Annotated in this window: 31 protein-coding genes; 19 read left to right on the forward strand and 12 right to left on the reverse strand. The window is 70.1% G+C overall.

All coding sequences use genetic code 11. The features are described from left to right. The first annotated feature begins 1 nt into the window (after position 1). From DEJ34_RS03840 to DEJ34_RS03880, 9 genes are all read left to right on the forward strand, one after another. Positions 2-193 carry a hypothetical protein gene (locus tag DEJ34_RS03840; RefSeq protein ID WP_146236960.1) on the forward strand — a complete coding sequence of 64 codons (192 nt, stop codon included), beginning with the start codon at positions 2-4 and terminating at the stop codon, positions 191-193. After that, complete coding sequence (locus tag DEJ34_RS03845; protein ID WP_110912015.1) at positions 190-603, forward strand: helix-turn-helix domain-containing protein; 414 nt, start codon at positions 190-192, stop codon at positions 601-603. Before DEJ34_RS03840 ends, DEJ34_RS03845 begins: the two co-directional genes overlap by 4 nt. Positions 604-913: 310 nt before the next feature. Next, positions 914-1,111, forward strand: coding sequence for a hypothetical protein (locus DEJ34_RS03850; RefSeq protein ID WP_284180701.1), 198 nt, complete (start codon positions 914-916; stop codon positions 1,109-1,111). 6 nt (positions 1,112-1,117) lie between these two features. Continuing rightward, complete coding sequence (locus DEJ34_RS03855) at positions 1,118-1,546, forward strand: helix-turn-helix domain-containing protein (protein WP_110912013.1); 429 nt, start codon at positions 1,118-1,120, stop codon at positions 1,544-1,546. 15 nt (positions 1,547-1,561) lie between these two features. Further along, positions 1,562-2,302, forward strand: coding sequence for a hypothetical protein (locus DEJ34_RS03860; protein WP_110912012.1), 741 nt, complete (start codon positions 1,562-1,564; stop codon positions 2,300-2,302). A 158-nt stretch (positions 2,303-2,460) separates the two neighbouring features. Beyond that, on the forward strand, positions 2,461-2,778 hold the full coding sequence (locus DEJ34_RS03865) for a hypothetical protein (protein ID WP_110912011.1): 318 nt from the start codon (positions 2,461-2,463) through the stop codon (positions 2,776-2,778). 261 nt (positions 2,779-3,039) lie between these two features. Continuing rightward, a complete protein-coding gene (locus DEJ34_RS03870) occupies positions 3,040-3,183 on the forward strand; it encodes a hypothetical protein (protein WP_181422300.1) in 144 nt (47 codons plus the stop codon). A 1-nt stretch (position 3,184) separates the two neighbouring features. Beyond that, positions 3,185-3,640 (forward strand): hypothetical protein, encoded by a 456-nt coding sequence (locus DEJ34_RS03875; protein ID WP_110912010.1) that lies wholly within the window; start codon positions 3,185-3,187, stop codon positions 3,638-3,640. 2 nt (positions 3,641-3,642) lie between these two features. Next, positions 3,643-5,136 (forward strand): SGNH/GDSL hydrolase family protein, encoded by a 1,494-nt coding sequence (locus tag DEJ34_RS03880; protein ID WP_110912009.1) that lies wholly within the window; start codon positions 3,643-3,645, stop codon positions 5,134-5,136. Positions 5,137-5,216: 80 nt separating this feature from the next. Here DEJ34_RS03880 and DEJ34_RS03885 read toward each other — a convergent pair whose 3' ends face one another. Beyond that, positions 5,217-5,684: a hypothetical protein gene (locus DEJ34_RS03885; RefSeq protein ID WP_110912008.1), complete on the reverse strand. Its 468-nt coding sequence runs from the start codon at positions 5,682-5,684 to the stop codon at positions 5,217-5,219. Beyond that, positions 5,681-5,920: a hypothetical protein gene (locus tag DEJ34_RS03890; protein WP_110912007.1), complete on the reverse strand. Its 240-nt coding sequence runs from the start codon at positions 5,918-5,920 to the stop codon at positions 5,681-5,683. Before DEJ34_RS03890 ends, DEJ34_RS03885 begins: the two co-directional genes overlap by 4 nt. A 395-nt stretch (positions 5,921-6,315) precedes the next feature. Between DEJ34_RS03890 and DEJ34_RS03895 the strand changes: the two genes are divergently transcribed. Continuing rightward, on the forward strand, positions 6,316-6,528 hold the full coding sequence (locus DEJ34_RS03895; protein WP_110912006.1) for a hypothetical protein: 213 nt from the start codon (positions 6,316-6,318) through the stop codon (positions 6,526-6,528). A gap of 119 nt (positions 6,529-6,647) precedes the next feature. On the opposite strand, the gene DEJ34_RS03900 is transcribed toward DEJ34_RS03895, so the two are convergent. Further along, the gene (locus tag DEJ34_RS03900) at positions 6,648-6,860 is read right to left on the reverse strand and encodes a hypothetical protein (protein ID WP_146236958.1); all 213 of its coding nucleotides are present in this window, start codon (positions 6,858-6,860) and stop codon (positions 6,648-6,650) included. Between the two features lie 74 nt (positions 6,861-6,934). Then, positions 6,935-7,225 (reverse strand): hypothetical protein, encoded by a 291-nt coding sequence (locus tag DEJ34_RS03905; protein ID WP_110912004.1) that lies wholly within the window; start codon positions 7,223-7,225, stop codon positions 6,935-6,937. Positions 7,226-7,384: 159 nt separating this feature from the next. Between DEJ34_RS03905 and DEJ34_RS03910 the strand changes: the two genes are divergently transcribed. Both DEJ34_RS03910 and DEJ34_RS03915 read left to right on the forward strand, forming a co-directional pair. After that, complete coding sequence (locus tag DEJ34_RS03910) at positions 7,385-7,882, forward strand: ImmA/IrrE family metallo-endopeptidase (RefSeq protein WP_110912003.1); 498 nt, start codon at positions 7,385-7,387, stop codon at positions 7,880-7,882. Continuing rightward, complete coding sequence (locus tag DEJ34_RS03915; RefSeq protein ID WP_110912002.1) at positions 7,882-8,457, forward strand: hypothetical protein; 576 nt, start codon at positions 7,882-7,884, stop codon at positions 8,455-8,457. Before DEJ34_RS03910 ends, DEJ34_RS03915 begins: the two co-directional genes overlap by 1 nt. 48 nt (positions 8,458-8,505) lie before the next feature. Here the strand turns inward: DEJ34_RS03915 and DEJ34_RS03920 are convergent, their stop codons facing one another. Then, a complete protein-coding gene (locus DEJ34_RS03920) occupies positions 8,506-8,883 on the reverse strand; it encodes a hypothetical protein (protein ID WP_110912001.1) in 378 nt (125 codons plus the stop codon). Between the two features lie 277 nt (positions 8,884-9,160). Beyond that, on the reverse strand, positions 9,161-9,865 hold the full coding sequence (locus tag DEJ34_RS03925; protein ID WP_181422299.1) for a DUF3800 domain-containing protein: 705 nt from the start codon (positions 9,863-9,865) through the stop codon (positions 9,161-9,163). Positions 9,866-9,953: 88 nt separating this feature from the next. On the opposite strand from DEJ34_RS03925, the gene DEJ34_RS03930 reads away from it, so the two are divergent. Both DEJ34_RS03930 and DEJ34_RS03935 read left to right on the forward strand, forming a co-directional pair. Beyond that, positions 9,954-10,316 carry a hypothetical protein gene (locus DEJ34_RS03930; protein WP_110911999.1) on the forward strand — a complete coding sequence of 121 codons (363 nt, stop codon included), beginning with the start codon at positions 9,954-9,956 and terminating at the stop codon, positions 10,314-10,316. Beyond that, the gene (locus DEJ34_RS03935) at positions 10,313-10,819 is read left to right on the forward strand and encodes a hypothetical protein (protein WP_110911998.1); all 507 of its coding nucleotides are present in this window, start codon (positions 10,313-10,315) and stop codon (positions 10,817-10,819) included. Before DEJ34_RS03930 ends, DEJ34_RS03935 begins: the two co-directional genes overlap by 4 nt. On the opposite strand, the gene DEJ34_RS03940 is transcribed toward DEJ34_RS03935, so the two are convergent. Then, positions 10,816-11,016, reverse strand: a complete 201-nt coding sequence (locus DEJ34_RS03940; RefSeq protein ID WP_110911997.1) for a helix-turn-helix domain-containing protein — start codon at positions 11,014-11,016, stop codon at positions 10,816-10,818. The two genes, DEJ34_RS03935 and DEJ34_RS03940, sit on opposite strands and share 4 nt — an antisense overlap. Then, complete coding sequence (locus tag DEJ34_RS03945; protein WP_110912026.1) at positions 11,013-11,291, reverse strand: helix-turn-helix domain-containing protein; 279 nt, start codon at positions 11,289-11,291, stop codon at positions 11,013-11,015. Before DEJ34_RS03945 ends, DEJ34_RS03940 begins: the two co-directional genes overlap by 4 nt. A gap of 279 nt (positions 11,292-11,570) precedes the next feature. Between DEJ34_RS03945 and DEJ34_RS03950 the strand changes: the two genes are divergently transcribed. Then, on the forward strand, positions 11,571-17,060 hold the full coding sequence (locus DEJ34_RS03950) for a DUF6531 domain-containing protein (protein ID WP_181422298.1): 5,490 nt from the start codon (positions 11,571-11,573) through the stop codon (positions 17,058-17,060). Next, positions 17,057-17,407, forward strand: a complete 351-nt coding sequence (locus DEJ34_RS03955) for a hypothetical protein (protein ID WP_284180702.1) — start codon at positions 17,057-17,059, stop codon at positions 17,405-17,407. The genes DEJ34_RS03950 and DEJ34_RS03955 overlap by 4 nt, the downstream gene beginning before the upstream one ends. A 36-nt stretch (positions 17,408-17,443) precedes the next feature. Here DEJ34_RS03955 and DEJ34_RS03960 read toward each other — a convergent pair whose 3' ends face one another. The 3 genes from DEJ34_RS03960 to DEJ34_RS03970 form a co-directional block, all read right to left on the reverse strand. Further along, positions 17,444-17,860, reverse strand: a complete 417-nt coding sequence (locus DEJ34_RS03960) for a hypothetical protein (protein WP_146236964.1) — start codon at positions 17,858-17,860, stop codon at positions 17,444-17,446. 42 nt (positions 17,861-17,902) lie between these two features. Continuing rightward, positions 17,903-18,043 carry a hypothetical protein gene (locus DEJ34_RS03965; protein ID WP_181422302.1) on the reverse strand — a complete coding sequence of 47 codons (141 nt, stop codon included), beginning with the start codon at positions 18,041-18,043 and terminating at the stop codon, positions 17,903-17,905. A gap of 184 nt (positions 18,044-18,227) precedes the next feature. Continuing rightward, positions 18,228-18,515 carry a hypothetical protein gene (locus tag DEJ34_RS03970; RefSeq protein WP_110912028.1) on the reverse strand — a complete coding sequence of 96 codons (288 nt, stop codon included), beginning with the start codon at positions 18,513-18,515 and terminating at the stop codon, positions 18,228-18,230. A gap of 468 nt (positions 18,516-18,983) precedes the next feature. On the opposite strand from DEJ34_RS03970, the gene DEJ34_RS03975 reads away from it, so the two are divergent. Both DEJ34_RS03975 and DEJ34_RS03980 read left to right on the forward strand, forming a co-directional pair. Continuing rightward, complete coding sequence (locus DEJ34_RS03975; RefSeq protein WP_110901979.1) at positions 18,984-19,805, forward strand: LAVTG motif-containing sortase-dependent surface protein; 822 nt, start codon at positions 18,984-18,986, stop codon at positions 19,803-19,805. After that, complete coding sequence (locus tag DEJ34_RS03980; protein ID WP_110912029.1) at positions 19,802-21,706, forward strand: amidase family protein; 1,905 nt, start codon at positions 19,802-19,804, stop codon at positions 21,704-21,706. Before DEJ34_RS03975 ends, DEJ34_RS03980 begins: the two co-directional genes overlap by 4 nt. A 99-nt stretch (positions 21,707-21,805) precedes the next feature. On the opposite strand, the gene DEJ34_RS03985 is transcribed toward DEJ34_RS03980, so the two are convergent. Next, positions 21,806-22,582, reverse strand: a complete 777-nt coding sequence (locus DEJ34_RS03985) for an isocitrate lyase/PEP mutase family protein (protein ID WP_110912030.1) — start codon at positions 22,580-22,582, stop codon at positions 21,806-21,808. 175 nt (positions 22,583-22,757) lie between these two features. Here DEJ34_RS03985 and DEJ34_RS03990 point away from each other — a divergent pair, with 175 nt between their 5' ends. Then, positions 22,758-23,945, forward strand: a complete 1,188-nt coding sequence (locus DEJ34_RS03990) for a MalY/PatB family protein (RefSeq protein WP_258368431.1) — start codon at positions 22,758-22,760, stop codon at positions 23,943-23,945. Positions 23,946-24,017 lie beyond the last annotated feature (72 nt).

Here is a 24,017-nt window from a genome sequence, read left to right on the forward strand (position 1 = left end):
CGTGCGCGTTCTCACGGCGGCACACCCGATCCACGTCGAGAAGCGGTGGCGTCCGGACGGTGCGGGGACGGTCGTCGCCCTGATCCTGCCGGCGCCCAGCGTGCTGCTCGAGGTCGGGGAGGCGCGTCGGCTCGCCCACGAGCTCGTCGATGCTGTGGCGGCCGTGGAAGGCGGAGGGGCGGCCCGTGAGTGAGCACGAAAGCGTTCCGGTGGGCACGGGAGCAGACCGGCCTCCCCGGCCCCCAGAAGTTCGTCCTGGTGATGCTGGGCGACTACTACAACGACGAGTGGTCGCGAGCGTGGCCGTCGCTCGGTCGGCTCGCCGACGACACTGGCTACGGCAAGTCGACAGTCGAGCGGGCGCTGCGTGCGCTTCGAGAGGAGGGCTTGATCGAGGTAGAGGCGTGGGTGATGAACGAGGGCGCGCAGCAGATGCCCAACCGGTACCTGTTGCCGCTGTTCAGGCCGCGGGTGCGCGCGGCGGCAGAGCAGCCGGTGCTGGCGTTCTCCTACAGCTCGGAGTCCGGATCGATGCTCTACGGCGATCTGGTGCGGGTTCCGGGGTCGAACCTGTGCATCGAGGACGGGTCGCTCGAGGGGTAGCGCGGTATTCGGGGCCACCCCGCGCTGACGTGGGGGTATCCCCAGAGCGGGGTGGGGGTGTCCTCGCTCCGACGGGAGGGGTGCCCCCAGAGCGAGGACCAATAGGACATAGCAACGGTCATGGAACAGTCATAGAACGGACAGGGCACGCGGGGCGCGCCCTGATCGCGGAATCCGATGAGGTCCTGTCATGAGCGCCCTTCAAGAGCAAGCGGAGTTGCTGGTAGAAGCTGCTGGGCGTCGTGACGGTGCAGCCTTCCGAGCGGTTCTGAATTCCATGCCTCTGGGCGAGCCGAGCGAAGGGGTTGCGGTGTTGGTCGCATCCCTCGCGATTGAGGTCGCGGACCTGCGTGGTGCCGGCGCGCGGGTGCTGCAGGCGGACGAGGTCGTCGTGTCGCGGAAGCTCATGCGGGATCTCGGCAAGGAGTCCCGGCGGGTGCTGAGCGAGGCGGCGGCTCGTGATCGCGGCGCGACGGCTGGGAACAGCTCTGCGACGGGCCGGGGGTGAGGGGCGATGACGACGGCACCGCGACCAGCAAGTGCGCTCGTGCACGGCACGGCCGGTCCCGTCGTCATCGTCTCCGGCCGTGTAGCCGCGTTCCTCGGTCGGTACGCCGGCCTCGACGACTTCCGCGTGCAGAACCGTGGTCGTGACGCGGAGGTCGACGAGACGCTCGTCGCGCTGCGCCTGGTCGCGATGGCATGGCGGGAGACGCGCGGCGTCGGTTCCGTCGACACAACCGTCCGCCCAACTCCGCCACAACCGGTTGGAGAGTCATCTCAAGGCCTCACCACCGCACAGGCGGCGGCCCGGCTCGGAGTCGGAGCTGAAGCGGTCCGCAAGGCGATCCGCGAGGAACGGCTCCCGGCTCAGCAGATTGACGGGCGCTGGAGGATCACACCGGAGGCCGTCGAGCACTTCAAGGCCGCACGCGCGGCATGACAGGAAGGACACCCGATGGGCCTCATCGCTGGCTACACGACACCACCCGACCTCAGCTCTCCCACCCCCCTCGAAGCGGAGGCCACCGCGATCCAGCGGGAGTTCGAGCAGGCCTTGCAGGTCATCCGTTCGGACACCCGCACGACGGCTGAGGGCAAGCGCATCGCGATCGCCGAGATCTGGGCGCCCGCCGCGGAGCGCGTTGCTGCGCTGCAGCGGCGACAGCAGGAGTCCTATGACTCGGCCGTCGCCCGCCTCGAGCGCCAGCTCTACGGCACGATCGACAGCAGCGACAGCGCCGCGATCGTCGGCACGCGGGACGCCTTCGACCGAGTCGAGAAGCTCGCTGCCGAGCAGCCCCCGACCGGGCCCCTGAGCGCCGAGCGCCAGGCAACCCAGCTCCTGGACCGCGCGCTGAAGACCGGTGACCAGCCACTCGTGCGAGCCATCATCGCGACCGCCATGAACCGAGGCTGGCACGAGCTGTTGGCTGGCTTCGTCGCCGCGCACTCGGACCTCGGTGACCCTGTCTCGAACATGATCGAGCTCCGCAAGTGGGACCCAGCCGTGCGCATGGTCACGTACTACACGTTCCGCTTCCCAGCACCGCACGAGATCACCGGCGCGACCATCGAGCGCGCCTACGAGATCGCCGACGAGCGCTCGAACCCCACGAGCCCGCTCGGAACGCCGCAGCCGGCAGGACCCCGGCCGTACATCGGCGAGAAGCCCAGCTGGCTCAGCGCACACCGCTGACCCACGTGAACGCGCAGGGCGTCAACGTCACCCACCGCGGGCCGCACAGCTTCGCGAGTGGGATCGATGGCCGAAGGAGCGGGCGCATCCCTTTCCCCCGCGTCGAGATCGACCAGCGCCACCCCCACCATCCGCACCGCACGGAAGGACCAGCACCCGTGAGCAGCACGTTGAACACCGCGACCACCACCCTCGACGACGACGTCACCCGCCCGAGCACCACAGCCCCCGGTGACGGACCTGCAGACACCACCGACCCGAACCAGGTCGCAGCCTCCGCACGACCCGCACCAGGACCTCAGGCACTCGCGTCCGGGATTGTGAACGCCTTCACCCTCGTCATCCCGAAGCCGAGACCCACCACCCCCAACGTCAACCACCGCACGGAGACGTACACGACGACCGCGCCCAACGGGACAACCGTCACCGTCCGACGCGACCTCGAGACAGGCGACACCCAGATGGTCGACGCATGACGGCAGAGGGGTGGGGGGTGACCCCTTGTACCAGCACAACCCAGGACCGCCGGGGATCGCTCTCGAACATCTGAGGGGTTCAAAACTTCCGAGCCTTGTGCTTTGAATGCTGCTCGATCACTGAGTTGTCGCCGATCTGAAGCCCCTCGGGTGGGGAGTGGAGATCGAAACTCGGGAGTTCGCTGAGCACGACGGCACGGCTCGACCCTCGCCGCCGGCGAACGTCGGCTGGCGACCCGCTTCTAGCCCGAGGAGGGCATTGTGACCGATCAGCCGAATCAGACATGGGTAGGCCCGACTCCGCCGCTGAACCCGACGGCCGGAAAGCAGTGGCTGCAGACAAATCCGGACGACCCGGACGATCCCCGGAACACCGGAATCCTCTACGAGTGGGAGGACGACTGACGTGCCCGCCGTCACCGGCACGCTCCGCGACTTCAACATCCAGTCGCTCGCCGCGTTCAGCCCGCGCATCATCTTCACACCCTCCGGAGTAGCCGTGTCGGAAACCCGGCTTTACTCCACGAAGCCGGTGGTGGTCGTCCCGAACCTCGGCGGCGACTTCGAGGTCTTCCTGCAGGCCACGGAAGACGTGGACCCGGCGGTCTGGTACACGATCCGCATCGAGTGGCTCGACTCCGACAAGGGCTACGTCGGCGTCGACCTCGTGGAGTGGAAGCTCTTCGTTCCGTCGGATGGCGGTTCGATCGGTGACTTGCTGCGAGTGCCTGCGAGCGCGGTCCGCGTCTGGGTCGGACTCGAACCGCCGGCGTACCCGTCCCCTGGGACGTTGTGGCTGCTGATGAACCCGGACGACGTCGACGACCCGCGCAACACCGGATACCTCTACGAGTGGAGTTAGGCATGGACTGGAAGAAGAAGGTCGACATCCGGGGCCCGCGTGGCTTCACCGGGCACTCGATCGAGAACGCCCGCATCGGCCAGGACGACCACCTGCGGTTCGACCGCGATGACGGGTTCACGTACGACGTCGGCAACGTGCGGGGCCCGCAGGGTCTCCCCGGGGCTGAAGAGCTACCCGCAGATGATGCGGTCGCGGCCTACATCGGCACGACGGGTGAGAGCAAGACGAAGACGGCGCTGGTCGGCGCGATCGCGGACGCCGGCACTGATCTGTTCGTGTCGAAGACCGAGCGGCGCCACGACGGCGTCTACGTCCCCTCGTCGCTCGCAGCGCTGCGGTGGCGGCAGATCCGCACACGGGTGCTCGCAGGCGGCGGTCAGGGGCACATCGCCTGGCTGGGCGACTCGATCCCGTTCGGAGCGGCCACGACGGGAGCGTCCAACCCGAAGCCGGTCAACTCCTACCCGGGGCGCGTCCGGTCGATCCTCGCAACGCAGTACGGGCCGACCGGAGGCGGCTTCACGCTGGCGAACAACAGCGTCCCGACGAACAACGCCTGGGACCCCCGGTGGACGTTCAACGGCGCTGTGTCGAACGCCGCCTTCGGGCCGTTCCAGAAGTCGACGTACCGCGCTCATGCGGCTACGGCGGAGTACATCGAGTTCACGGACGTCGCGGACAGCTTCACCCTGTACTTCCTCCCCGGCGGCGGCGCTGGCGGCCTCATCACGGTCTCGATCGACGGGGTGAAGGTCGGAACCGTTTCGACGCTGTCCGGTTACCAGGGCGCGCCGACCCTTCCACGCCGCTCCGGCTACTTCGCGCAGAACAGCCAGGCGCACCACGTCGTCGACGTCCCCGCGGGTGCTGTCGGCCGTCACACGATCAGGGTCACCCCGCCCGCCAGCGGCGGCGACGCGTTCCTCGTCGCGATCGAGTCGCACGTGTCGACCGGACGCTGGCGAGTCGGGAGCATGTCGATCAGCGGGCAGAGCCTCGACTCGTTCGGTGCCGGCCCGACGAAGAACGACGACGCGTACGGCCTCTACGGCCGGCCCTGGCTCGACACGATGCGTGCTGACCTACTCGTCATCGCGCTCGGCATCAACGACTGGCAGGCGCAGCGCCCGATCGCCTTCGTCAAGGACGCCCTCCGAACGCTGATCGCTCGGCAACGCGCGAAGGGCACCAGCGTCGCGGGATCAGGAACAGCACCGGGTGGGGATGCGGTGCTCCTGTGGAACCCGAAGCCGAGCATCGAGCGTCTCGGCGATGGAACGTACGTCAACCCGAGCTGGGACGAGTACCGGGCGGCGTACTACGACATCGCCGACGAGCAGGACGTGTGCCTGATCGACTTCGGAGACCGGTGGGGAGGCAGCTACGCGACAGCGAACGGGCTGGGCCTCTACGCCGACCCCATCCATCCGGGCGACGCTGGCGCTGACGACATGGCCGCGGGCGTCGTGCACGCTCTGTTCGAGGTCATCTGACACACACGCCAAGACCCCCTCGGGTTCCTTCGGGAACTCAAGGGGGTCTTTCGTCATTCAGCGGCAACGGCCGCTGCAGGTCATGACAGGTTGCCCAGCAGGGCGGGGTAAAGCTCGAGTAGATCGCGAGTAGCTGCGAGACTCTGCCCGTCACCGCCGAGGATGACGCTCTCCCCGGTCCGGAATGTCAGGGTCAAGGCTGTCGCGGTGTGATCTGCAGAGCCCGGTACGAAGACGTTGGGGGCCGCTTGCAAGTCCGCTTTCGAAAGCGACGAGCGCGACCAGCTTTCCGTCCCGATCGTCGCATCGTCTTTCGCATAGGCCTTGTGCACGTGCTCGGAGGTCAGCACGACGACGTGGGTCGTCTCGTCAAGGAATCGTGCTTCGGCGTACAGGAACGATCCGTCACCGATCGCGAGCGCAAGACCGCTGAGGAGCCGCTGAGGGACGTGGGCCCGTCCGGACCAACGCTTCTCGTCGGGCCAGCCATAGGAGTGCGCCGTCAGTACGCGATTGAGCTCGTCCGCTACCCGCTCCGGCGCGCTCACAGGACGAACATCTCATCGTTGGAGGACGTGTAGGTCCAGGTTCGAACGTCGATTGGCACGCCGACTGTGACGAGGATCGTGCGGGACCCTGTCGTCGTTGGTAGCGAGACCCAGCCGCCCCCGTTCTCGAGAGCGGTGACAATTGCCCCCTCAACCGTGTCCGTGTCCGTGTCGTCGCGCAGCTCGATCGTCTGCGAGCCGTAGTTGACGGCGGACTTGAAGATCGCGTCGGCCATCAGGCGCTCGTCTCGTTCGAGCCGTTGGATCGCATGGACGATTGCTGAGTCATTGGTTCCCCCTAAGTTGGTGCCGAAGGGCCGAGCCTACGGACCGTGTGGACGTGTCGTGCACCCCACGAACGGGGGCGCGACCGCCACCTGAGACCAGGCTGTCATGGCATTGCGGTCGGACCCAGATAAGGCATCGGCGCTCCTAACGGCTAGTCCCTGGTCGAACCGCGGCCGCTGCGTGCTGCAGCCCATCCCGACCGCCTGCCGGTGCGGGAACTCGACGCTGACGAGCTTCGTGATCGCGTCCGCGGTGGCCGTCACGCTTGTACACGCCCATGCGGACGTGCGGCGCCGGGTCTGCCGCCCTAGCCACAGACTGCCCCGTTCGGTACCGTCATCGCATGCGAGTGATCCTCTACATCAGCCAGGGCGAGAGCCCCCTAAAGTTCGACTTCGACAACCGCGACGAGTGGCTTAACGTGCAGGGCCAGATCTACGAGATCGCTCGCCTCGGCGGGACGGGGATCCTGCGCATCAAGCAGGGCGTGAAGGACACCATCTCGGTGCTGCTGAACCAGGGCACGCAGATGTGGTGGCGCGAGAGCGGCGTCTGAGTCAATCACTGGTTGATCCCGTCGACGCCCTGGCGCTCGACGTCGGAGAGCTCGTGCCCCGCGACCTCCGCAGCTCGACGAACGGGTCCGACTAATCATGCCGGTCGCCCTTGAGAGCTCTAGAGCGGCATGCTGCTGTTGTTCGTGTCTGCCGGACCGCGAGGTCGCATCGCGTCTCGCCACACCCAGGCACAGTCCGCGGCTTGACCAAACCCCCACTCGACGAGGAAGGCCCGGTCGGTCCAGGCGATGACGTCGGCCTCGACCTCGAGCGCACGGTCGGGAAACTGCAGCCATACGAGGACCGGGTCCGGGGTCGGCAGGTCGAACACGGGGCCGCCGTACGCCGCTTCCGGGAGGGAGAGTGCGGGACCGAGGGCCCAGCGGTCGCGGCGCCGACGGGCCATCAGCGGGTGCGGGGGTCGAGCGCGCGCTTCAGGACGTAGTCGCGGTCGACGAGGACCTCTTGCAGCCGGCCCTGCCATGCGGTCTGCACGAGCACGGCGACCTCTGACGACGCGATCGCGAAGCACTTCAGGTGCAGGGTGTCGGGGATCTGCTCGAACGCGATGTCGGCCCATACCGGCTGCGGCGGGTCGATGGTGGTCAGTTCGCCGACGAGCTCGGGGTTGAAGCCGATGGGCTGGTGCAGGGTGACGTCGGGGTGCTCGGGTGGTGCCCACTGGTGCTCGGCCATGCGGCGATGGTGCCCGAAGCGGCCGACATCTCCACAGGCGTCGGCGATCACAACGCGCGCGCAGCGAACGTCGAACGCGCGTAAGCCGCTGGTATCGTCGGCCGCGGGCAGGGAACACGCACGAACGCGATCGTGTTTTCACACGCGAGAGGAGGGCACATGTCGATCAAGAGCGAAGCCGAACGAGCCGCCGCGAACATCCTCGAGGAGGCGTGGGACTCCGATCGGTTCCCGGTGGATCCGGTCGTCATTGCAGAGCGAATGGGAATCTTCGTCTTCGAGGCACAGCTGCCCGGCAACGTGAGCGGTCTGCTCAGGAAGGACCCGGGGCAGGAAGCGGAGATCTTCGTCGACGTCGACGACCCACCAGTGCGGCGTAGGTTCACCACTGCGCACGAACTCGGGCATTTCGCCCAACGGCGCGACCAGGACGAGTTTGTCGGATACATCGATCGCCGTGACGGACGAGCACAGGAAGGCACGAAGCCCGAGGAGATCTTCGCCAACACCTTCGGTGCCCATTTGCTCATGCCGCGGTCCGCCGTGAAGGTGCTTGTCGATGCCCGCAACTCCGACGTTCAGATGGCTCGGTTCTTCGGGGTGTCGCTGCAGTCGATGCAGTTCCACCTCGAGAACCTTGGGTATCGCCGCTCCTGATGACGTCGGAATCAGACGCGCCCGCGGCAAGCTCTCAGGCCGATGACGAAGACGCTCGGCAGAGAACGATCGACCGCGGGCGTGCTGAGATTGAGCGCATCCTCGCTGAAGCTCGCGAGGATCGGACTTCTTGGCGACGGTTGTACTCCTCGCCGGACCTCGGATCGGAGCGCCACCGCCAGCACTCAAGGCGGAAGTTCTGGCGATGGCCCTGGGCGCGCAGGAAAACGCCCACCAGCCTCGAGGAAGTCGTCCTTGCGGACCACCACCTCGACGTCCAACTCAAGGCGATGGTCGCCCGTGGTGCACTTGGGGCAATGTTCGGCCAACTGCTTGTCGCAGACGTCGTGTTTTTCCTCTACGCATGGCTCGGCCGCGACTGGAAAGTTCCCGGCGAGGTCATGCTCGGATGGCTTTCTGCGACCGTCGTCGAAGTGATCGGCGTCGTGGTCGTGGTGGCCGGTTACCTCTTCCCGAAGGACGGGCATCGGTGGAGTCGACCCTCCGCTCCGCAGTTCTCACCGTCCCGTGAGGTGCCCCAGGACCCTCCCACCCCAGGCCCGAGCGACGACTAGAGCGCGGATGTGGCGGCCTCGCGGCGATGGTGCCGCCGGCCGCCGACATCAGTTGATCGAGACGCTGCGGATCCCCGCGGTTACGTTGGTGTCGCCTTCGGGTCGCTGGCTGAAGCACGACCAGGAGACTTCCCGGGTGTCGGCGCCGCTCTCGTCGACCGACACTGAGGCGGTCCCGCTCACGTAGACCACCTTTGACTCCGAGCTGCTCTCCGAGCCTTCCTTCGCCGTCGTGCTCACGATCTTCGTGACCTCCCAGGGCGCTGCGTCGTGGGTCTTCTGCCACTCGCCAACGACGGCAGGGCCGGCCTTGTCCTTGCAGGCGTTCTCGAAGGCGACGAAGTCGGAGCTCTGCGAGCAGCCAGCGATGAGGGTGCTCGCTGCGCCGACGAGCATCGCGGGAGTGACGAGCCGGACCGGGGTCATGCGCTCATCATGGCTGGCGTCCGGCGCTCCGTACAGCCCTCAGATGGCTGTCGGTGGGCGGAGGACGATGTGCCCATGATCGACAGCGAGCGGGCCATCTTGGCGTTCGAGGGAGCAGTACCCGACGCGGACGTGCTCGAGGACTGCACCGCCGACAGCTGACACGAAGTCGGCGCCGGAACCCGATGACGCCGGTATGTGTTACCGTCAGCATCACGACAGGCCCTTGGGAATGTCGTCCGCCTGGGGCCCCGCTGACGCGGGGCCTTCAGTGCTTTCAGGGGTTCCAGACGCTCTCGTGCTCGATCGCCGGGAAGATCGCGTCACGCGACTGCTGAATCGCCTGGATCAGCCGGGCGTCGGTCGTCATGTGGAACCGCTTTCGGAGGTAGATGAAGCCTGCGAGGTCGGCTGCCTGCAATCCGCGCTCGAGGTGTGACCCGCGCCACTGAATCGGCAGATCGATCATGGGCAAGGTCGACGGTCTGAATCCGGGAGTGCCGACAGTTGCCCAGGTCGCCGCGCGTGCGTCGTGGTGGGCACTGTCCTGCACCTCATCTGCGGTGACACTGACGCGCTCGCCGAGGATGGCCGCGTAGTCGTTGATCCTCTCGAGTAGATGCTGCAACGCGATGGAGTGGGGCGGGTGCGGGGTGACGTATCGACGGATCAGCCGGTCCTCGCGAACTCCGCGGATGAACACGCGCGCGCCGCAACTGGTGATGTTCTTCAGCGCGTTCCGGAAGGTCGCGTGGGCGGCGGCCGGCATGTCTCGGAAGCAGGTCCATTCGCCGCTGCGCTGGAACAGCTGCTGTGCGTGGAGCTCGGTGCCCGGATCGATGCCGTGTGCTTTGTGCGTGCGCCACATGACGTGGTCAAGACGGCGGTTCAGCTCGGTGAGCTGGTGGTCGTCGACGACGACGGCGGTCGTGAGGTAGACAAAGCCCTTGATGTAGGACTCGTCGATGAAGGCGTGCAGCACAGGGTCATCTTGCCCCGTGTGGCCGACACGACCGAGCGATTCTTGTGAGTAACTCTGTGGAGGCGCCCTCAAGCCGGAGGATGTGTGCATGGGTCGCGCTCACCGCTGGAACACTCCGCAGACGGCCACCAAGCGTGCCCGGGAGCAGGACTACCGGGACCGCCGGCGCCGCGCTGAGCTCGAGCGGGCGATGTTCGCCGAGGCGGCCGCGATGATGCGTCCCGTCGACGACGCGGGCGCGGGGCTCGTCGTGGAGCTCGTGATGCGCGCCGCGGCCGACGGCGACGAGAACGCGTTGCGGATCCTCGCTGCTCGTGAGCACCTGAACGCGCTCGGCGTCGAGCACCCTGAGGAGCTCGACGACAGGACGTGGGAGGCGGTGCGGGTGACGCACACCGGCGGGACGCCGCGCGCCCTCACCACGGGCGGCAGTCGGACGACGACCGCATGACGCTGCCGCTGTGGACCCCGGTGCGCGGCCTCGCACTCCGCGGGCTCGAGGAAGCGACCCAGGCAGTCGAGGGCGGCCCCGGGAACGAGTACGTCGCCCTCGGTACCGCGGCGTTCTGGGCAGCAGCTCTGGACGAGCAGCTCATGCGCACCTACGGCGCCGACTACGACGCCGTGCGCGACGCTGACGAACAAGGGCGGGTGCTCCCCGGGATCCGCCTGGTCCGCAACGGGATCACCCACGGTGCTGTGATCGCTGTGCGGCAGGCGGGGTTCAGCTGGCCTCTCACCTTCCCGATCGACTGGGGGCCGTCCATATACGGCCCGCTCGAGGCTCTGCTCGGTGACTGGATCGGAGATCGGATGCAGACGAAGTCCGTGCCGCAGCAGGACATCGTCTACCGCGCACACCTCGAAGGACGCGAGCTCCCTGTTCCGTTGAACGCTGCGATCGGGTGGTTCACGCGACTCGAGCACGTCCAGTGGGATCTCGACGCGCTCTAAACGGCCCGCAGGTGCCCTCGGCGTACGGGCGGCTTGACGCCGAGCCACTCGTCGACGTCGTCCCGCAGCACCCGCCACGTCGCGTTCCTCGCGCGCTGGTAGCCGCGCAGATTCCCGGACCTGCAGGCGTCCGTGATGGTGCGCCAGTGGCAGCGTGCGTAGTCGGCGGCCTCGCGGGCGGTCATCCACTCGTTCATGCCCGAGACTCTGCCAGCCAGGCGTCGAGGTCCACGGCACGGTACTTCACGAGACGCCCGACAAGGGTGGCCGGTGGCCCCTTCCGGAGCCGACGCCACTCGTACAGCGTCTTCGTCTTCACGCCGAGGTAGTCCGCCGCCTCGGCGAGGGTGAGCAGATGTGGAGGCGCCGGTGCACCCGCGGCCGCCGAAGCCTCAGCGAGACCAAGCTCGGCGAGTTGGCGTGCGACCTCCTCACGGATGATGGCGCGGAGCGCGGTGGAGAGTTCGTCCATGCGGCCAGTGTCGTTCGTCAGACGTTCGTCAGGACAGTCGTCATCTACCGTTGGCAGTCGTTGCTCGACTCGTGCCCGATCCCCGTACTTCTGCGGCAGTCGTCGGTAGCCGTGGGCTACCGTTCCGAACGCGGAAGTTCCGCTTCAACAACTGAGGCCCGGTGTCCTGCCCGCACCCGTGGTGCTCGTCGCCACCGGTGGGTACGGTGGAGCCGTCGTGCGCGATGCGCGGCGGGTCGGCAACCCGGCCCGGGGAAGCAACACGGGGGAGTGCCGGTCATGACCGAATTCGTCGAGGTGCCACTGCTCCCGCAGTCGGATTCGTCCAACGGTGGGAAGTTCACGTACTCCACCGCGTCGGCACTGCAGTCGAAGCTCCTGGCAGAAGCGGCTCGGCTCGAAGGGCAGGCTGGATCCCGGGCCTCGTACGTCTCGACGGCGAAGCACGACTTCGAGGGCCACTTCTCGGAGTTGTTCGCCACGAACGCCACCACGGCGTCGCAGGACGCGTCGAACCTCGCCAGTGCCCTCCGCACGGTCGCCGGGTACGTCGGCAAGATGATCGCGGCCGGTCACGAGGAGGACGCCCGCCGCAAGGAGAACAACGAGTGGGTCCACCGGCACAACAACAAGGACTTCGGCGACCAGTTCCACGACTTCTGGTTCGGTGAGGACGAGCGCCCGAACGTCGATCCCGGACCGGCCCCGACCTTCCCTGCTGCCCAGGCCTCGACCGGCTCCCGCCAGACCCCGGCTCCCGGTGGCGGTGGAGGCGGAGGCGGAGGTGGTACTTCCTCTGCGCGGCCGGAGGACCTGCGGTCCTTCGCAACCGGATCCCGCGGGCTCGACGACGCCCTCGCGGCGGCCCCGGGCGGCATCGAGGCGGCGCTCGCCGACTTCGCGAGCGACTGTTCATGGGGCCACATCGATGCGGCCGGAGTGGTGGGCGCCTACCGCCGGTACCTCAGCGCGAACGCCGAGGACGCCTCCTGGGCCGACACGATCGCCGCCGCCTTCGAGGCCGCCGGCGGCGCCGGGGCGGTCTCGACCCTGAGCGACGCAGCGCTCGGCGCGGCACTGCAGGCGGCCGGCGTCTCGGCGAGCCGTTCGAGCCTCCAGATCGACCCGCCGACCGCGGCGGGTGCGATGCCGACCAGCGGGTACGCGAACGACCCGGTGAACACGTCGACCGGCAACTTCCTCGAGCCGGAGACGGACCTGGCCTTCGTCGGGGCATCCGGCCTGGCCTTGACGCGCATGTACAACTCGATGCCGTCCGCGCTCGGGACGCCGGGGGTGTTCGGACCGGGATGGGCATCGGTCCTCGACCAGGCGCTCCTGCTGTCCGACACCGGTGCCCGCTGGGTCCGGGACGACGGGCGAGCAGTCGACTACCCGCGCGACGGTGACGGCTTCGGTCGTGCTGTCGGCGAGAACTCCTGGCTGCACCGGGAGCCGGGCGAGGGTCCCGACGGGGCCCGTCTCGTCGTGCGCGACAACCAGGGCGGGTGGTGGGCGTTCGACCCGACCGGTCGCTGGCTCGCGTCCGGACGTGGGCACGGCGAGACCACCACGGTGAGCCGTGACGGTTCGGGTGCCGTCATCCGCCTCGAGCACGAGTTCGGCCGGAACCTCGAGGTGGAGTACGTCGACGGACGCGTGGCCGTGGTCCGTGCGTCGGACGGACGCCGGATGGAGTACGGGTACGAGAACGGGTACCTCGGCCGCGTGACCGGTGCACTCGGGACACGGACGTACCGGTGGAACGAGGACGGCCTCATCGCCGCTGTCGTCTCGGCCGCCGGCGTGGTCGAGGCCGAGAACACCTACGACGAGCAAGGACGTGTCGTCCTGCAGGTGTCCCAGTACGGGCGGCGCACGAGGTTCGCCTACCTCCCCGGTCGCGTGACCGCTGTGTCGGACGAGGACGGCACCCGGTCGAACTCGTGGATCGCGGACGCGAAGGGACGCCTGGTCGGGATGCTCGACTCCGCCGACCAGCGGCAGTCGATGACGTACGACGCTTCGGGCAACCTGGTCTCGTCCACGCGTCGAGACGGGTCCGTCACGGTCCACGCCCACGACGAGCGCGGTCGGCGGACGCGCACGGTCACCGCCGAGGGTGCGGACCTGACCTGGGGGTACGACGCGCAGGACCGGGTGACCACCTTCGTCACCGCGTCGGGATCGGTCATCAGCTACGAGTACCCCGATGACGTGTCGCGGAACCCGTCGGTCATCCACGACGCCCTCGGTGGGCGCACCGAACTGGAGTGGGATCGCGGTCGGCTGCTCAGGGTCGTCGACCCGACCGGCGTGCCGCTGCACTTCGCGTACGACCGGGCCGGTGACCTCGTCGCGATCCGGAACGCCTCGGGGGAGACGTCCCGGACCGAGCGCGACGCCGCGGGACGTCCGACCGCTGCCGTCAGTCCGTCGGGTGCGCGCACCGAGTACCGGTACGACGGAGCGGGGCTGCTCGTGCAGCGGACCGACGCGGACGGTGCGGAGTGGCGGTTCGAGCACGACCCTGCGGGACGGCCCACGGCGGTCGTGGACCCGACGGGCGCGCGGACCCGGTTCGAGTACGGAGCGAACGGCGAGCTCGTCCGCACCACCGATGCGCTCGGCAGGACCGTCGAGCGCGAGTTCGACGACCTGGGCAAAGTGGCCGCGGTCGTGCTCCCGGGTGGCGGGAGGTGGGCGTTCGCGCACGATGCGCTCTCGCGGCTCACGAGCGTCATGGACCCCGCTGGCGGCACCTGGTCGCGCGAGTACGACGTGGCCGGGAACCTGACGGCGAGCATCGACCCGACCGGGCTCCGGGCCTCGGCGACGACGGAGCGCGACACCGGCACCGTCACGATCGCCGACGCCTTCGCCCGCACCACGGTCCGCTTCGACGAGTACGGCCGACCGGTGCGGGTCGAGGCCGAGGACGGCTCGGCCGAACTCGTCACCTACGACGCGGCGGGCAACGCGGTCGAACTCGTCGACGGCGAGGGCGGCTTGACGACGCTCGAACGCGATCAGGCCGGCCGGGTCGTCGCCGTCGTGGCGGCCTCCGGCGCGACCACGGTGTACGAGTACGACGCGTGCGGTCGCCCGTGGCGGACCACCGACCCGGTCGGCGGGGTCACGGAACTCGTCTGGGACGCCGATCAGCGTCTCGTCGCCAGGACGTTCCCGACGGGCGAGTCCGAGCACTTCGAGTACGACGCGGTCGGACGCCTCACGGTGCAGCGGGTGCCCGGGGTCGGGACCACGCGGTTCGAGTACGACCGGGTCGGGCGGCTTGTCGCGACCCGGGGCCCCGCCTTCGGTACGCGTCGCTTCACCTACGACGCCGTCGGGCAGCTCGTCCGCACGGTGAACGGGGTCGGTGGCGTCACCTCGTACGACCACGACGACCTCGGGCGGGTCACCCGGGTCACGGGGCCCACCGGCGCCGTCACCGAGTACCAGTACGACGACCTCGGCCAGGTCTCCGGCATCACCGACCCCCTCACGCGCCGAACGGTCCTCCGGTACGACGCGGCAGGTCGACCGATCTCGCGGACGGATGCGGACGGCCGCACCACCACGTGGACGCACGACGCGTCCGGGCGGCCGGTCAGCACCTCGGTCGACGGTCGGCTGGTGTCGGTCGTCGAGCACGACGCCGCCCGGCGTCGGGTCGTCGTGCACGACCACACGCGCGACGACGGCAGGGTCGTCGACCACGAACTGCGCTTCGACGGTCGTGGTCTGCTCACCTCCCGGACCCGGGACGGCTGGGGCATGACCTGGGAGTACGGACCGGACGGCGAGCGCATCGCGTCGACCGACACGAACGGCGTGCGGACGACGTGGACGCGTGACGCAGCCGGACGGGCGGTCGCCGTCGAGCACCCGGGACTCGGCCGTGTCGAGTTCGACCGCGACGCGAGCGGTCGGTGCATCGCCGCGCGTGCCGGTGGGCACGTGCAGAGCTGGGCCTTCCACGACGGGTTCATGACCCGGCACACGGGCGGGAGCGGTGCGACCCTCGTCGAGCGTGACGACCACGGGAGGGTCTCCCGGGTCACCCGGCAGGGCCCGGACGACGGCCCGGCCCGTGTGACCACGGTCGAGTACGACGCCGCGGGGCAACTCGTCGCGGTGGAGACGGACGCGGGCCGGTCGACGTGGGAGTACGACCTCGGCGGACGCCTCGTCGCGGAGTCCGGCCCCGACGGCACGACGACACACGAGTACGACGCAGCGGGGCAGATCCGTTCGACGGAGCACCCCGACGGGTCGCGCAGCGAGTACCTGCACGACGCCCTCGGGCGGCGCGTGGCCGTCACCGACCCGGACGGGGCGAGGACCGAGTACGGCTGGGGCACGATCGGTCGTCTGGCCGAGCTCGTGCACCGTCCCGTCCCCGGCACGAGCGACCACCCCGCGACGGAACACCGCCTGTGGGTCGACGCACTCGGCGAACTCGCGGAGGTCGACGACGCGTCGGTCTGGTGGGACACGGCCGCCGCCGTACCGACCCTCGTGGCGGTGGGAGGCGAGCGGGTGCTCGGGCTGCCCGCAGGGCTCACCGCGGTCGGGACGACCTGGACCACCGACCAGTGGCGTGGAGCACGGGCGACGGACGTCGGCGATCCCTGGGCGGTCACCGGGACCGTCGGCTCGTCGACCGCCGCGTCCGGGTTCCCGGACGACATCGGGGTCACGGCGACGGGTGGGCTCGTCGTCGCGGGCCTCGAGTGGCTCGGTGCGCGCGTGTACGACCCGACCGCCCGGGGCTTCCTGTCCGCTGATCCGCTGCCCCCGGTCATCGGCGCCGGGTGGGACGGCAACCCCTACGCGTACGCGGGCAACGACCCGCTCGGGGCCGTCGACCCGACCGGACTCCGCCCGCTCACCGACGCAGAACTGAAGGCGTACGACAGCTCGGCATCGCGCGGCGCGTTCGCTGCCGCCGGTGACTTCTTCGCCGACAACTGGGAGTACTTCGCCGGGGGTGCCATGGTCGTCGCCGGCGGCGTGCTCATGGCGACCGGTGTGGGCGGCCCGGCGGGGATGATGCTGATCAGCGCCGGAGCCGACACGATCATCCAGAAGGCCACGACGGGCGAGGTCGACTGGGGCGAGGTCGCGCTCAGCGGCGCCCTCGGCGGGTTCGGCGGTGCGGGCATCGCAGCCCGGGCGGGACTGACCGGGATGAAGGCGTCGGTCGTCGCGGGTGCCAGCTCCGGCGGGATCGGTGGCGGCGTCCAGGGAGCGTACGGCTACTACACGGGGCCGGGCCCGCACTCGGTCACCGGAGCGCTCTCCGCCACGGGCCAGGGTGCGCTCGCGGGGACCGTCACCGGTGGCGCCGGTGGAGCCGTGGGCCAGAAGGTCAGCGAGGGCATCATGGGTGCGGTGACGCGGAACGCCTCCGCCGACACGGCGGTCATGGGGCGCAGCATGGAGTACCGCGTCCATCCCTACGGAGCTGCGCACGGGTACTCCTCGTACGAGGCGCTGCCGTCCCGGGTCTACGACTGGACAGAGGCGCACCTCCCCACGTCGGTCCACGAGCGGGTGCACCTCTGGGCGAACGAGAAATGGGTGGACTACCAGAAGATGCAGGGCAAGGACATGGTCGACATCGGCGCTCCGGACGAAGCGCTGCGCCCAGCAGGGGTCGATCCACTCGGACCGAGCGCGTACTACGACATGGAGCAGAGCCGGGTGGCCGGGTACTCCGGGTACTCCCAGGACCCCCAGCCGAGTTGGGACCTGCGATGACGTCGCCGACCTCGTCGCGCGCTCCCGAGCCGGGCCCACCGGAGACGCGGTACTTCCGCGTCGCAGGACGACCGCAACGCCGGTTCCTGTTCACCGCCGGCGTCACCACGTGGGAGGTGTCGAGCGGCGCAGGGACCTCGTTCGTGGTGGACACTGCAGGACTGCGCGACGCGCTCGGCATCGCCCCCGGCGGTTCCCGGAACGACGAGCAGCACTGCCGGTCCCGAGCCGTCGAGCTGTTCGAGTCGGGCGACCGGGAGCACTGGGTGCAGTACCCGTTCGGCGGCACGGCCACGGACGAGGAAGTCCTGGGCGGCGCTGCCGGCCCTGACCCCTCGACGGCGTGATGCCCAGCCGGACCGGTGCTCGTCCGTGGTGCGACGTCAAGCGTCGTCGGCGGCGCCAACGAACAGCGTCCGCCCGTCCGCGTTCACCGGGAGCATGTCGCCGCACCGCGCCGCTGCGTCCCGGAGCCGCCGGATGAACGCCGGGTCCTCCGGCTCCAGGAGGTCGTCCGGCGCCTCGCGCAGCAACAGTTCGCTGGACGGACCCACCAGCATCCTGGTCCGTTCGAGCGTCCCGTCGTCCCCGACGCAGGGCACCGCGATCGTGTCCGTCCTGGTGTTCGCGCCGAGGATGGCTGCGTAGTCGGCGACGGCATCCGCGATGAGGTCCCCGGTGAGGACGTCTGCGCCGTCGTAGTGGATGTACTTCACGATGTGCCCTCCCTGGTCCCCACGGTAGGCACCGGGGTTCCGGGAGCGGCACAGGATGAGTCGCCAGGCGCGGGGAGTGGACACCAGCGACCCATGGGACGTCGCCGACGGCGCCACGTCAGCGCTTCAGAGCAGCTCGGCCGCCGGGTAGCGGACCCACGGGCCGGTACCCGACTCGGGGCAATGCTCCTCCATCACCCGCTCGACCACTTCGTGGTCAGCAGGCGCACGCCGGTACAGGGCGACGAGGTCGACCCCGGACTCCACGTGTCCGTCCTCCCAGCGAACGTCGTAGCGGTACTCCCGTTGCGGCCGTCGGAGCCAGCGCGACGGCGAGTTGCCGCCTGCCGCCCACGGGCGCCGCGACCAGCAGGGCAGGAACGACGGAACGCCGCCCCCGGAGGGACGGCGTCTCGTGTCGAGTGGCGTCGGGCGGACCCTACCGTACGGCTCAGGCGGCCAGTGCCAGCTCAGGCGCACGCACGGCGCGCGCCTGCAGGATGGTGCGGCTGGCCTCGCCGCGCCAGGAGCGGCCCGGGACGACCCAGCCCGCTTCGCCGTCGACGGCGACGCGGACGCCGGGCGTCAGGAACAACCCGAGGTCGTCGGCGGGCATGCGCACGAGGTACTCACGCTGCGAGCGGTCCTCACGCACGGGGAACTCGGCGATGCGGTCGGGGGAGACGGTGGGCGCCGCGATGGCGGTCCCGGTGATGATGGTGTGTTCGTTCGTGGTCATGGTGCTGTCTTTCTTCAGTCGTTCGGCGTCGCGCGGGGCCGGACGGACTCCGTGGTCTCGTCGGCCGCAGGAGCGCGGACGCGCACGTCGACATTCGACGTGCATGCTCGCCGGTCGGGGAGCGGTGGTCTCGCTGGAATGCGATCCAGGGGGATCGGTTCGAGACGGTCGGTGTGCGCGAGTCAGATGGGTTCGCTGCAATGCACCAAATGAGGACACTACTCCGTAGACGTCCGTCTGTCCAGTCGCGCGGTCGGTTCCCGGGCCCCGCCGGCCAGGAGGCCCGCCCAGCGCTCGCCGTCGTGTCCGGTCTCCGTGCCGCATGACCGCATGCCAGTGGCAGCGACAGCCCGCTCCGAAGGCGTAACACGTGGGAAACCGACGGGGCCCGAGCGCGAAACACCCCGTCGTTACGGTTCGAGCACTGAGCAAGCGCTCAGCCCGAACCCCGACGAAGGACCCGCACGGATGCAGCACCGCACTCGGCTCCGCTCCCGCACGACCACCCGCCTGACCACCACACTCCGCACGGCCGTCATCACCGCGGGAGGTGTCGGCCTCGCCGTCCTCGCGGCGACACCGGCCGCCGCGGCCCCGGTCGCGACCACGGCCACGATCACCGCACCGGCCACGGTGACGGTCGGCGACACCGTCGACGTCGCCCTGACCCTGCCGGCCACGTCCGACGTCTTCGCGTACGAGATCGACATCGCGGCGGACGCCGACGCCGTCGAGGTCGTCGACGGCAGCGCGACCGGTCCGGACGGCGGGTTCGACTCGGTCGAGCAGGACGGCGACACCGTCACGCTCCTGCACACCCGCCTCGGCACCTCGCCCGCGCTGTCGGGTGACCTCGCGGCGTCGGTCGAGCTGACCGCGACGAGCCCCGCCACGGTCGACCTCGCCGTCACGAGCGTCACCCTGGTCGCCACCGACGGCAGCACCACCACCCTGACCGACCCGGCCTCGACGACCGTGACGATCGCAGCGGTCCCGACGGCGAGCCCGACGCCGACGCCCGGCCCTCCCAGCACACCGACGGCGGCTCCGACCACCGCACCGGGCGGCACCGGCGGCGCCGGCGGACCCGGCACCGGCACGGGGACCGGCGGGTCCGTGGACCCGGTGACCGACACCTCACCCGCACCCGCCGGCGGCGCTCTCGCCTGGACCGGTGCCGACCTCGCACCCTGGATCGCCGCCAGCGTCGCGCTGCTGCTCGCCGGCGCGGGCCTCGTCGTCGCCCGTCGCCGTGCCTCCCGTGCCGCCCGGACGGAGGACGCCCGATGACCGCCACCGACCGCTCCCGGACGACCGACGCCACCTCGACCCGAACCCCCGGAGGAACCCCCGTGACCCGCCGTCGTCGCACCACCGTCGCCGGAGCGGCGCTCCTGGCCCTCGTCGGCACCGCCGTCGTCGCGACCCCGTCACTCGTCGCGAGTGCTGCGCCGGCCGCCGTCGACGCGAGCCCCGCCGCCATGCTGGCGCCGTACTACACGGCGCTCGACCTCACCGGTGACGACCAGGTCACGCAGACCGACCTCACCGTCCTGTCCGACCACCTCGGCACGAGCGCCACCGACCCGGACTGGTCGACGGTCTCGGTCGCAGACGTGGACAGTGACGGCACGATCACGCTGACCGACGTCGCCGGCCTGTCCCAGCGGATCATCTACGACGACGGTCCCTTCCGACTCGTCGAGGCCTCGACACTCGACATGCAGGCCGCGATGAACGCCGGGGTCACGACCTCGGCCGAGATCACCCAGGACTACCTCGACCGCATCGCCGCGTACGACCGGACCACCACGGACACCGGGACGGGCGGGCGGCCGCTCAACTCGATCGTCACGACGAACGCCGCGGCACTCACGGCAGCGAAGGCCGCCGACGCCGAGCGGGCCGCGCACGGGATGACGAGCATGCTCCTCGGCGTCCCGATCGCGCTGAAGGACAACTACGACACGAAGGACATGCCGACCACCGGCGGCTGCGGCTGCTGGGACGACAACCAGACCACGACCGACGCGGCCATGGTCGCCGGCCTCCGCGACGCCGGGGCGGTCGTCCTCGCCAAGGCGAGCCTCGACGAGTTCGCCTTCGGGTTCGTGTCCGAGTTCTCCTCGAACCAGCCGGCGGGATCGTCGCTCCTCGTCGCCAGCCCCTACGTGACCAGCCAGACCGCCGGCGGGTCCAGCGGCGGCACGGGCGCGGCGATCGCGGCGAACCTGGCGGGCATCGGCTTCGGCACCGACACCGGCGGCTCGATCCGCGTCCCGTCCTCCTACAACCAGCTCGTCGGCATCCGCCCGACGGTCGGTCTCGCGAGCCGCGACGGCATCATCCCGCTCGCGCTGTCCCAGGACACCGGCGGCCCGCTCGCCCGTTCGGTCACCGACGCCGCCGTGGCGCTCGACGCCGTCACCGGCATCGACGCGGCCGACCCGGTCACGCAGGGCCAGGCGGGCAAGGTCCCGACCTCGTACACGCAGTTCCTCGACCCGACGGCGCTGCAGGGGAAGCGGATCGGCTACGTCACGTCGATGGTCGGCACGAACCGCACCACCGCGCGGCTCTTCGCCGAGGCCCGGGCCACCCTGGAGGCCCAGGGTGCGACCGTCGTGCCGATCACCGCGACGCCCGAGTTCAACCGGGTCCTCAGCGAGGGCAGCGGCAGCACGAACGAGTTCAAGCACGACCTGGACCAGTACGTCGCGAAGCACCTCGACCCGGACGTCACCGCGCGCTCCCTGCAGGGCATCCTGGACTCGGGGGAGTACGTACCGAGCCGGAAGGGCACGTACCAGCAGCGCAACGCGATCACCGAGGCGCAGTACCAGGCCTGGGCGGGACCGGAGGGCTCGCACACCACGCAGATCGCGACCGGCAAGCAGGTCGTCACCGGGATGATGGACGCGCAGGACCTCGACGCGCTCGTCTACCCGTCGGGCACCCCGTACGGCACGCAGGGCACGAACATGCGCCTCAGCCCGAACACCGGCATGCCGGCCGTGACCGTCCCGATGGGACAGGCCACCGCGGCGGACGCCACGATCACCGGGGCGGGCGTGAACCTCGAGTTCCTCGGCCGCTCCTACGACGAGGGCACCGTCATCGGCCTCGGCTACGGGTTCGAGCAGGCGACGCACGCCCGCACGACGCCGGCGCTGTACCCGGCGCTCGGGTGAGCACGCCGGTCGCCGACGCGACCGACTGACGGACGGGAGGTCCGACCAGCTGGGGTCGGGCCTCCCGTCCGTCTCGTCGCGGCTCCGCAGCCGCGTCCGTCAGTTGAGCGTCGGGGTGTCCTCCGGTACGACGCCGCCGAGGTAGAGGTCCGCGGCGAGGTCGCGGAGCGCCCGCAGGGCGACGCGCTGCGTGAGCGGGCCGTAGGAGATGCGGGCGACGCCGAGCGCTTCGTACTCGGACGCGGGCAGTGCGCCCGGCAGGCCGATGACGCTGAGCTTGCCGCGGCCCAGGCCCTCGACGAGCTGTTCGACGACCTCGCGCTGGTGCCCGCCCGGCACGAACACGAGCGGGGCGCCCGCGTCGAGGAACGCCTTGCCGCGCGCGATGGCGTCCGCGATGCTCTCCGCGATCGGGCGGTCACCGCCGCGGGCGATGGCGTCGGTGCGGGCGTTCAGCTGGAAGTCGACACCCTCCTGCTCGGCGGCCTTGATGATCGCGGCGACACGGGCGACGGACTCGTCGAACGGGCGGAGACGGTCCTCCACGTTCGCGCCGACGATGCCCAGGCCGATCGCGCGGCGGATCGTCTCGGCCGGGTCCTCGTACCCGTCGTCGAGGTCCGCGGTGACGGGCAGGTCCACCGCGTCCACGACGGTCTTCGCGCCGGCGAGGGCGAGGTCGAGCGGCATGCCGCCGTCCTGGTACCCGTACGACGCGGCGATCGAGTGCCCGGCGGTGGCGATCGCGCGCGTCTCGGGCAGGGCCGCGACCGTCTTCGCGCTGATCGCGTCCCAGACGTTCACGACGCGGAGGATCTGCGGGGCTTCGTGCAGGGACTTGAGGGTCGTCGCCTTCTCGGCGGAGCTCGTGGTCATGGAACTGACAGTAGGCGTGCGGCGGAGGCGCTGTTCACGCTGGGCGACACCGTTCGCGGGCGGCGGCCCGAAGGGTGTCGCCCAGTGCGAACGGTCGCCTGCGGCGCGGGCCGCAGACGACGCGAGATGACGTCCGGACTCGTGTCGGGCCTCCCGGCGGGGCATGCTGGACGGCATGGCGAGCGACGAACAGGACCCGGTCGGCACGCTCCGCGGGGTCCGCACGAGCATCAAGTGGACGCGGTACGCGCCCGACGTGCTGCCCCTGTTCGTCGCCGAGATGGACCACGAGGTCGCGCCGGAGATCCGGCAGGCGCTCGTCGAGCGGGTGCAGCAGTCGGACCTCGGGTACCTGGACGGGCCGGGACCGCTCGCGCCCGCGTTCGCCGCGTTCGCCCGCGACCGCTGGGGCTGGGACGTCGACCCGGCTCGCGTGTACCTGGCGACGGACGTCAGTGTCGGCATCGTCGAGACGCTCCGGCTCGCGCTGCCCGACGGCGGTCGCGTCGCCATCACGCCGCCGGTGTACCCGCCGTTCTTCGAGCTCGTCGAGGAGGCCCGATGTCAGGTCGAGGAGGTGCCGCTGCTCGAACGGTGGGGCGTGTACCGGCTCGACCTCGACGGCCTCGAGCGGGCGTTCGCCGACGGCGTCCGGGTGTTCCTGCTCTGCAACCCGCACAACCCGATCGGGCTCGTCCACGACCGCGCGGACCTCGTCGCGCTCGCGGAGCTGGCCGCCCGGTACGACGTCCTCGTCATCAGTGACGAGATCCACGCTCCGCTGACGCACCCGGGCGTGCAGTTCACGCCGTTCGCGAGCATCGCCGAGCCGCTCGGAGCGCGGAGCGTCTGCGTGACGAGTGCGAGCAAGGGGTGGAACCTCGCCGGCGTGAAGTGCTCGGTCATCGTCGCCGGGGACACCCGCACCACCGAGCTCCTCGACACCCTGTGGGAGGAGGTCGCCTGTCGGACGAGCATCCTCGGGCTGCACGCGAACGTCGCGGCCTTCAGCTTGGCCGTCGGGTGGCTCGACGACGTCGTCGACCGCATCGTCGCGAACGACCGGCTGCTGGCGAAGCTCCTCACCGAGCACCTGCCCGGCGTCGTCTACGCGCGACCGCGGGCCGGGTACCTGGCCTGGCTCGACTTCCGGGGGCTCGGCCTCGGCGACGACCCGGCGGTGCAGCTCCGGGAGCACGCGTTCGTGGCGCTCAACTCCGGCCTGCCGTTCGGGGCGCAGGGCAGAGGGTTCGCCCGGATCAACCTGGCCTGCTCGCCGGAGACCCTGCGCGAGGCGGTGTTCCGCATCGCTGCCGCGTACCCGTCGAGCGCGCAGGAGGGTGTCGTCTGGCACGTCGCCTGACGGGGACTGCGGTCGCCCGCCTCTGCTCCCCAGATCGGCGACGAGGGTGGGCCGTCCACAGATGACGGTGCC

Source organism: Curtobacterium sp. MCPF17_050 (assembly GCF_003224435.2).
Classification (GTDB): Bacteria; Actinomycetota; Actinomycetes; order Actinomycetales; family Microbacteriaceae; genus Curtobacterium.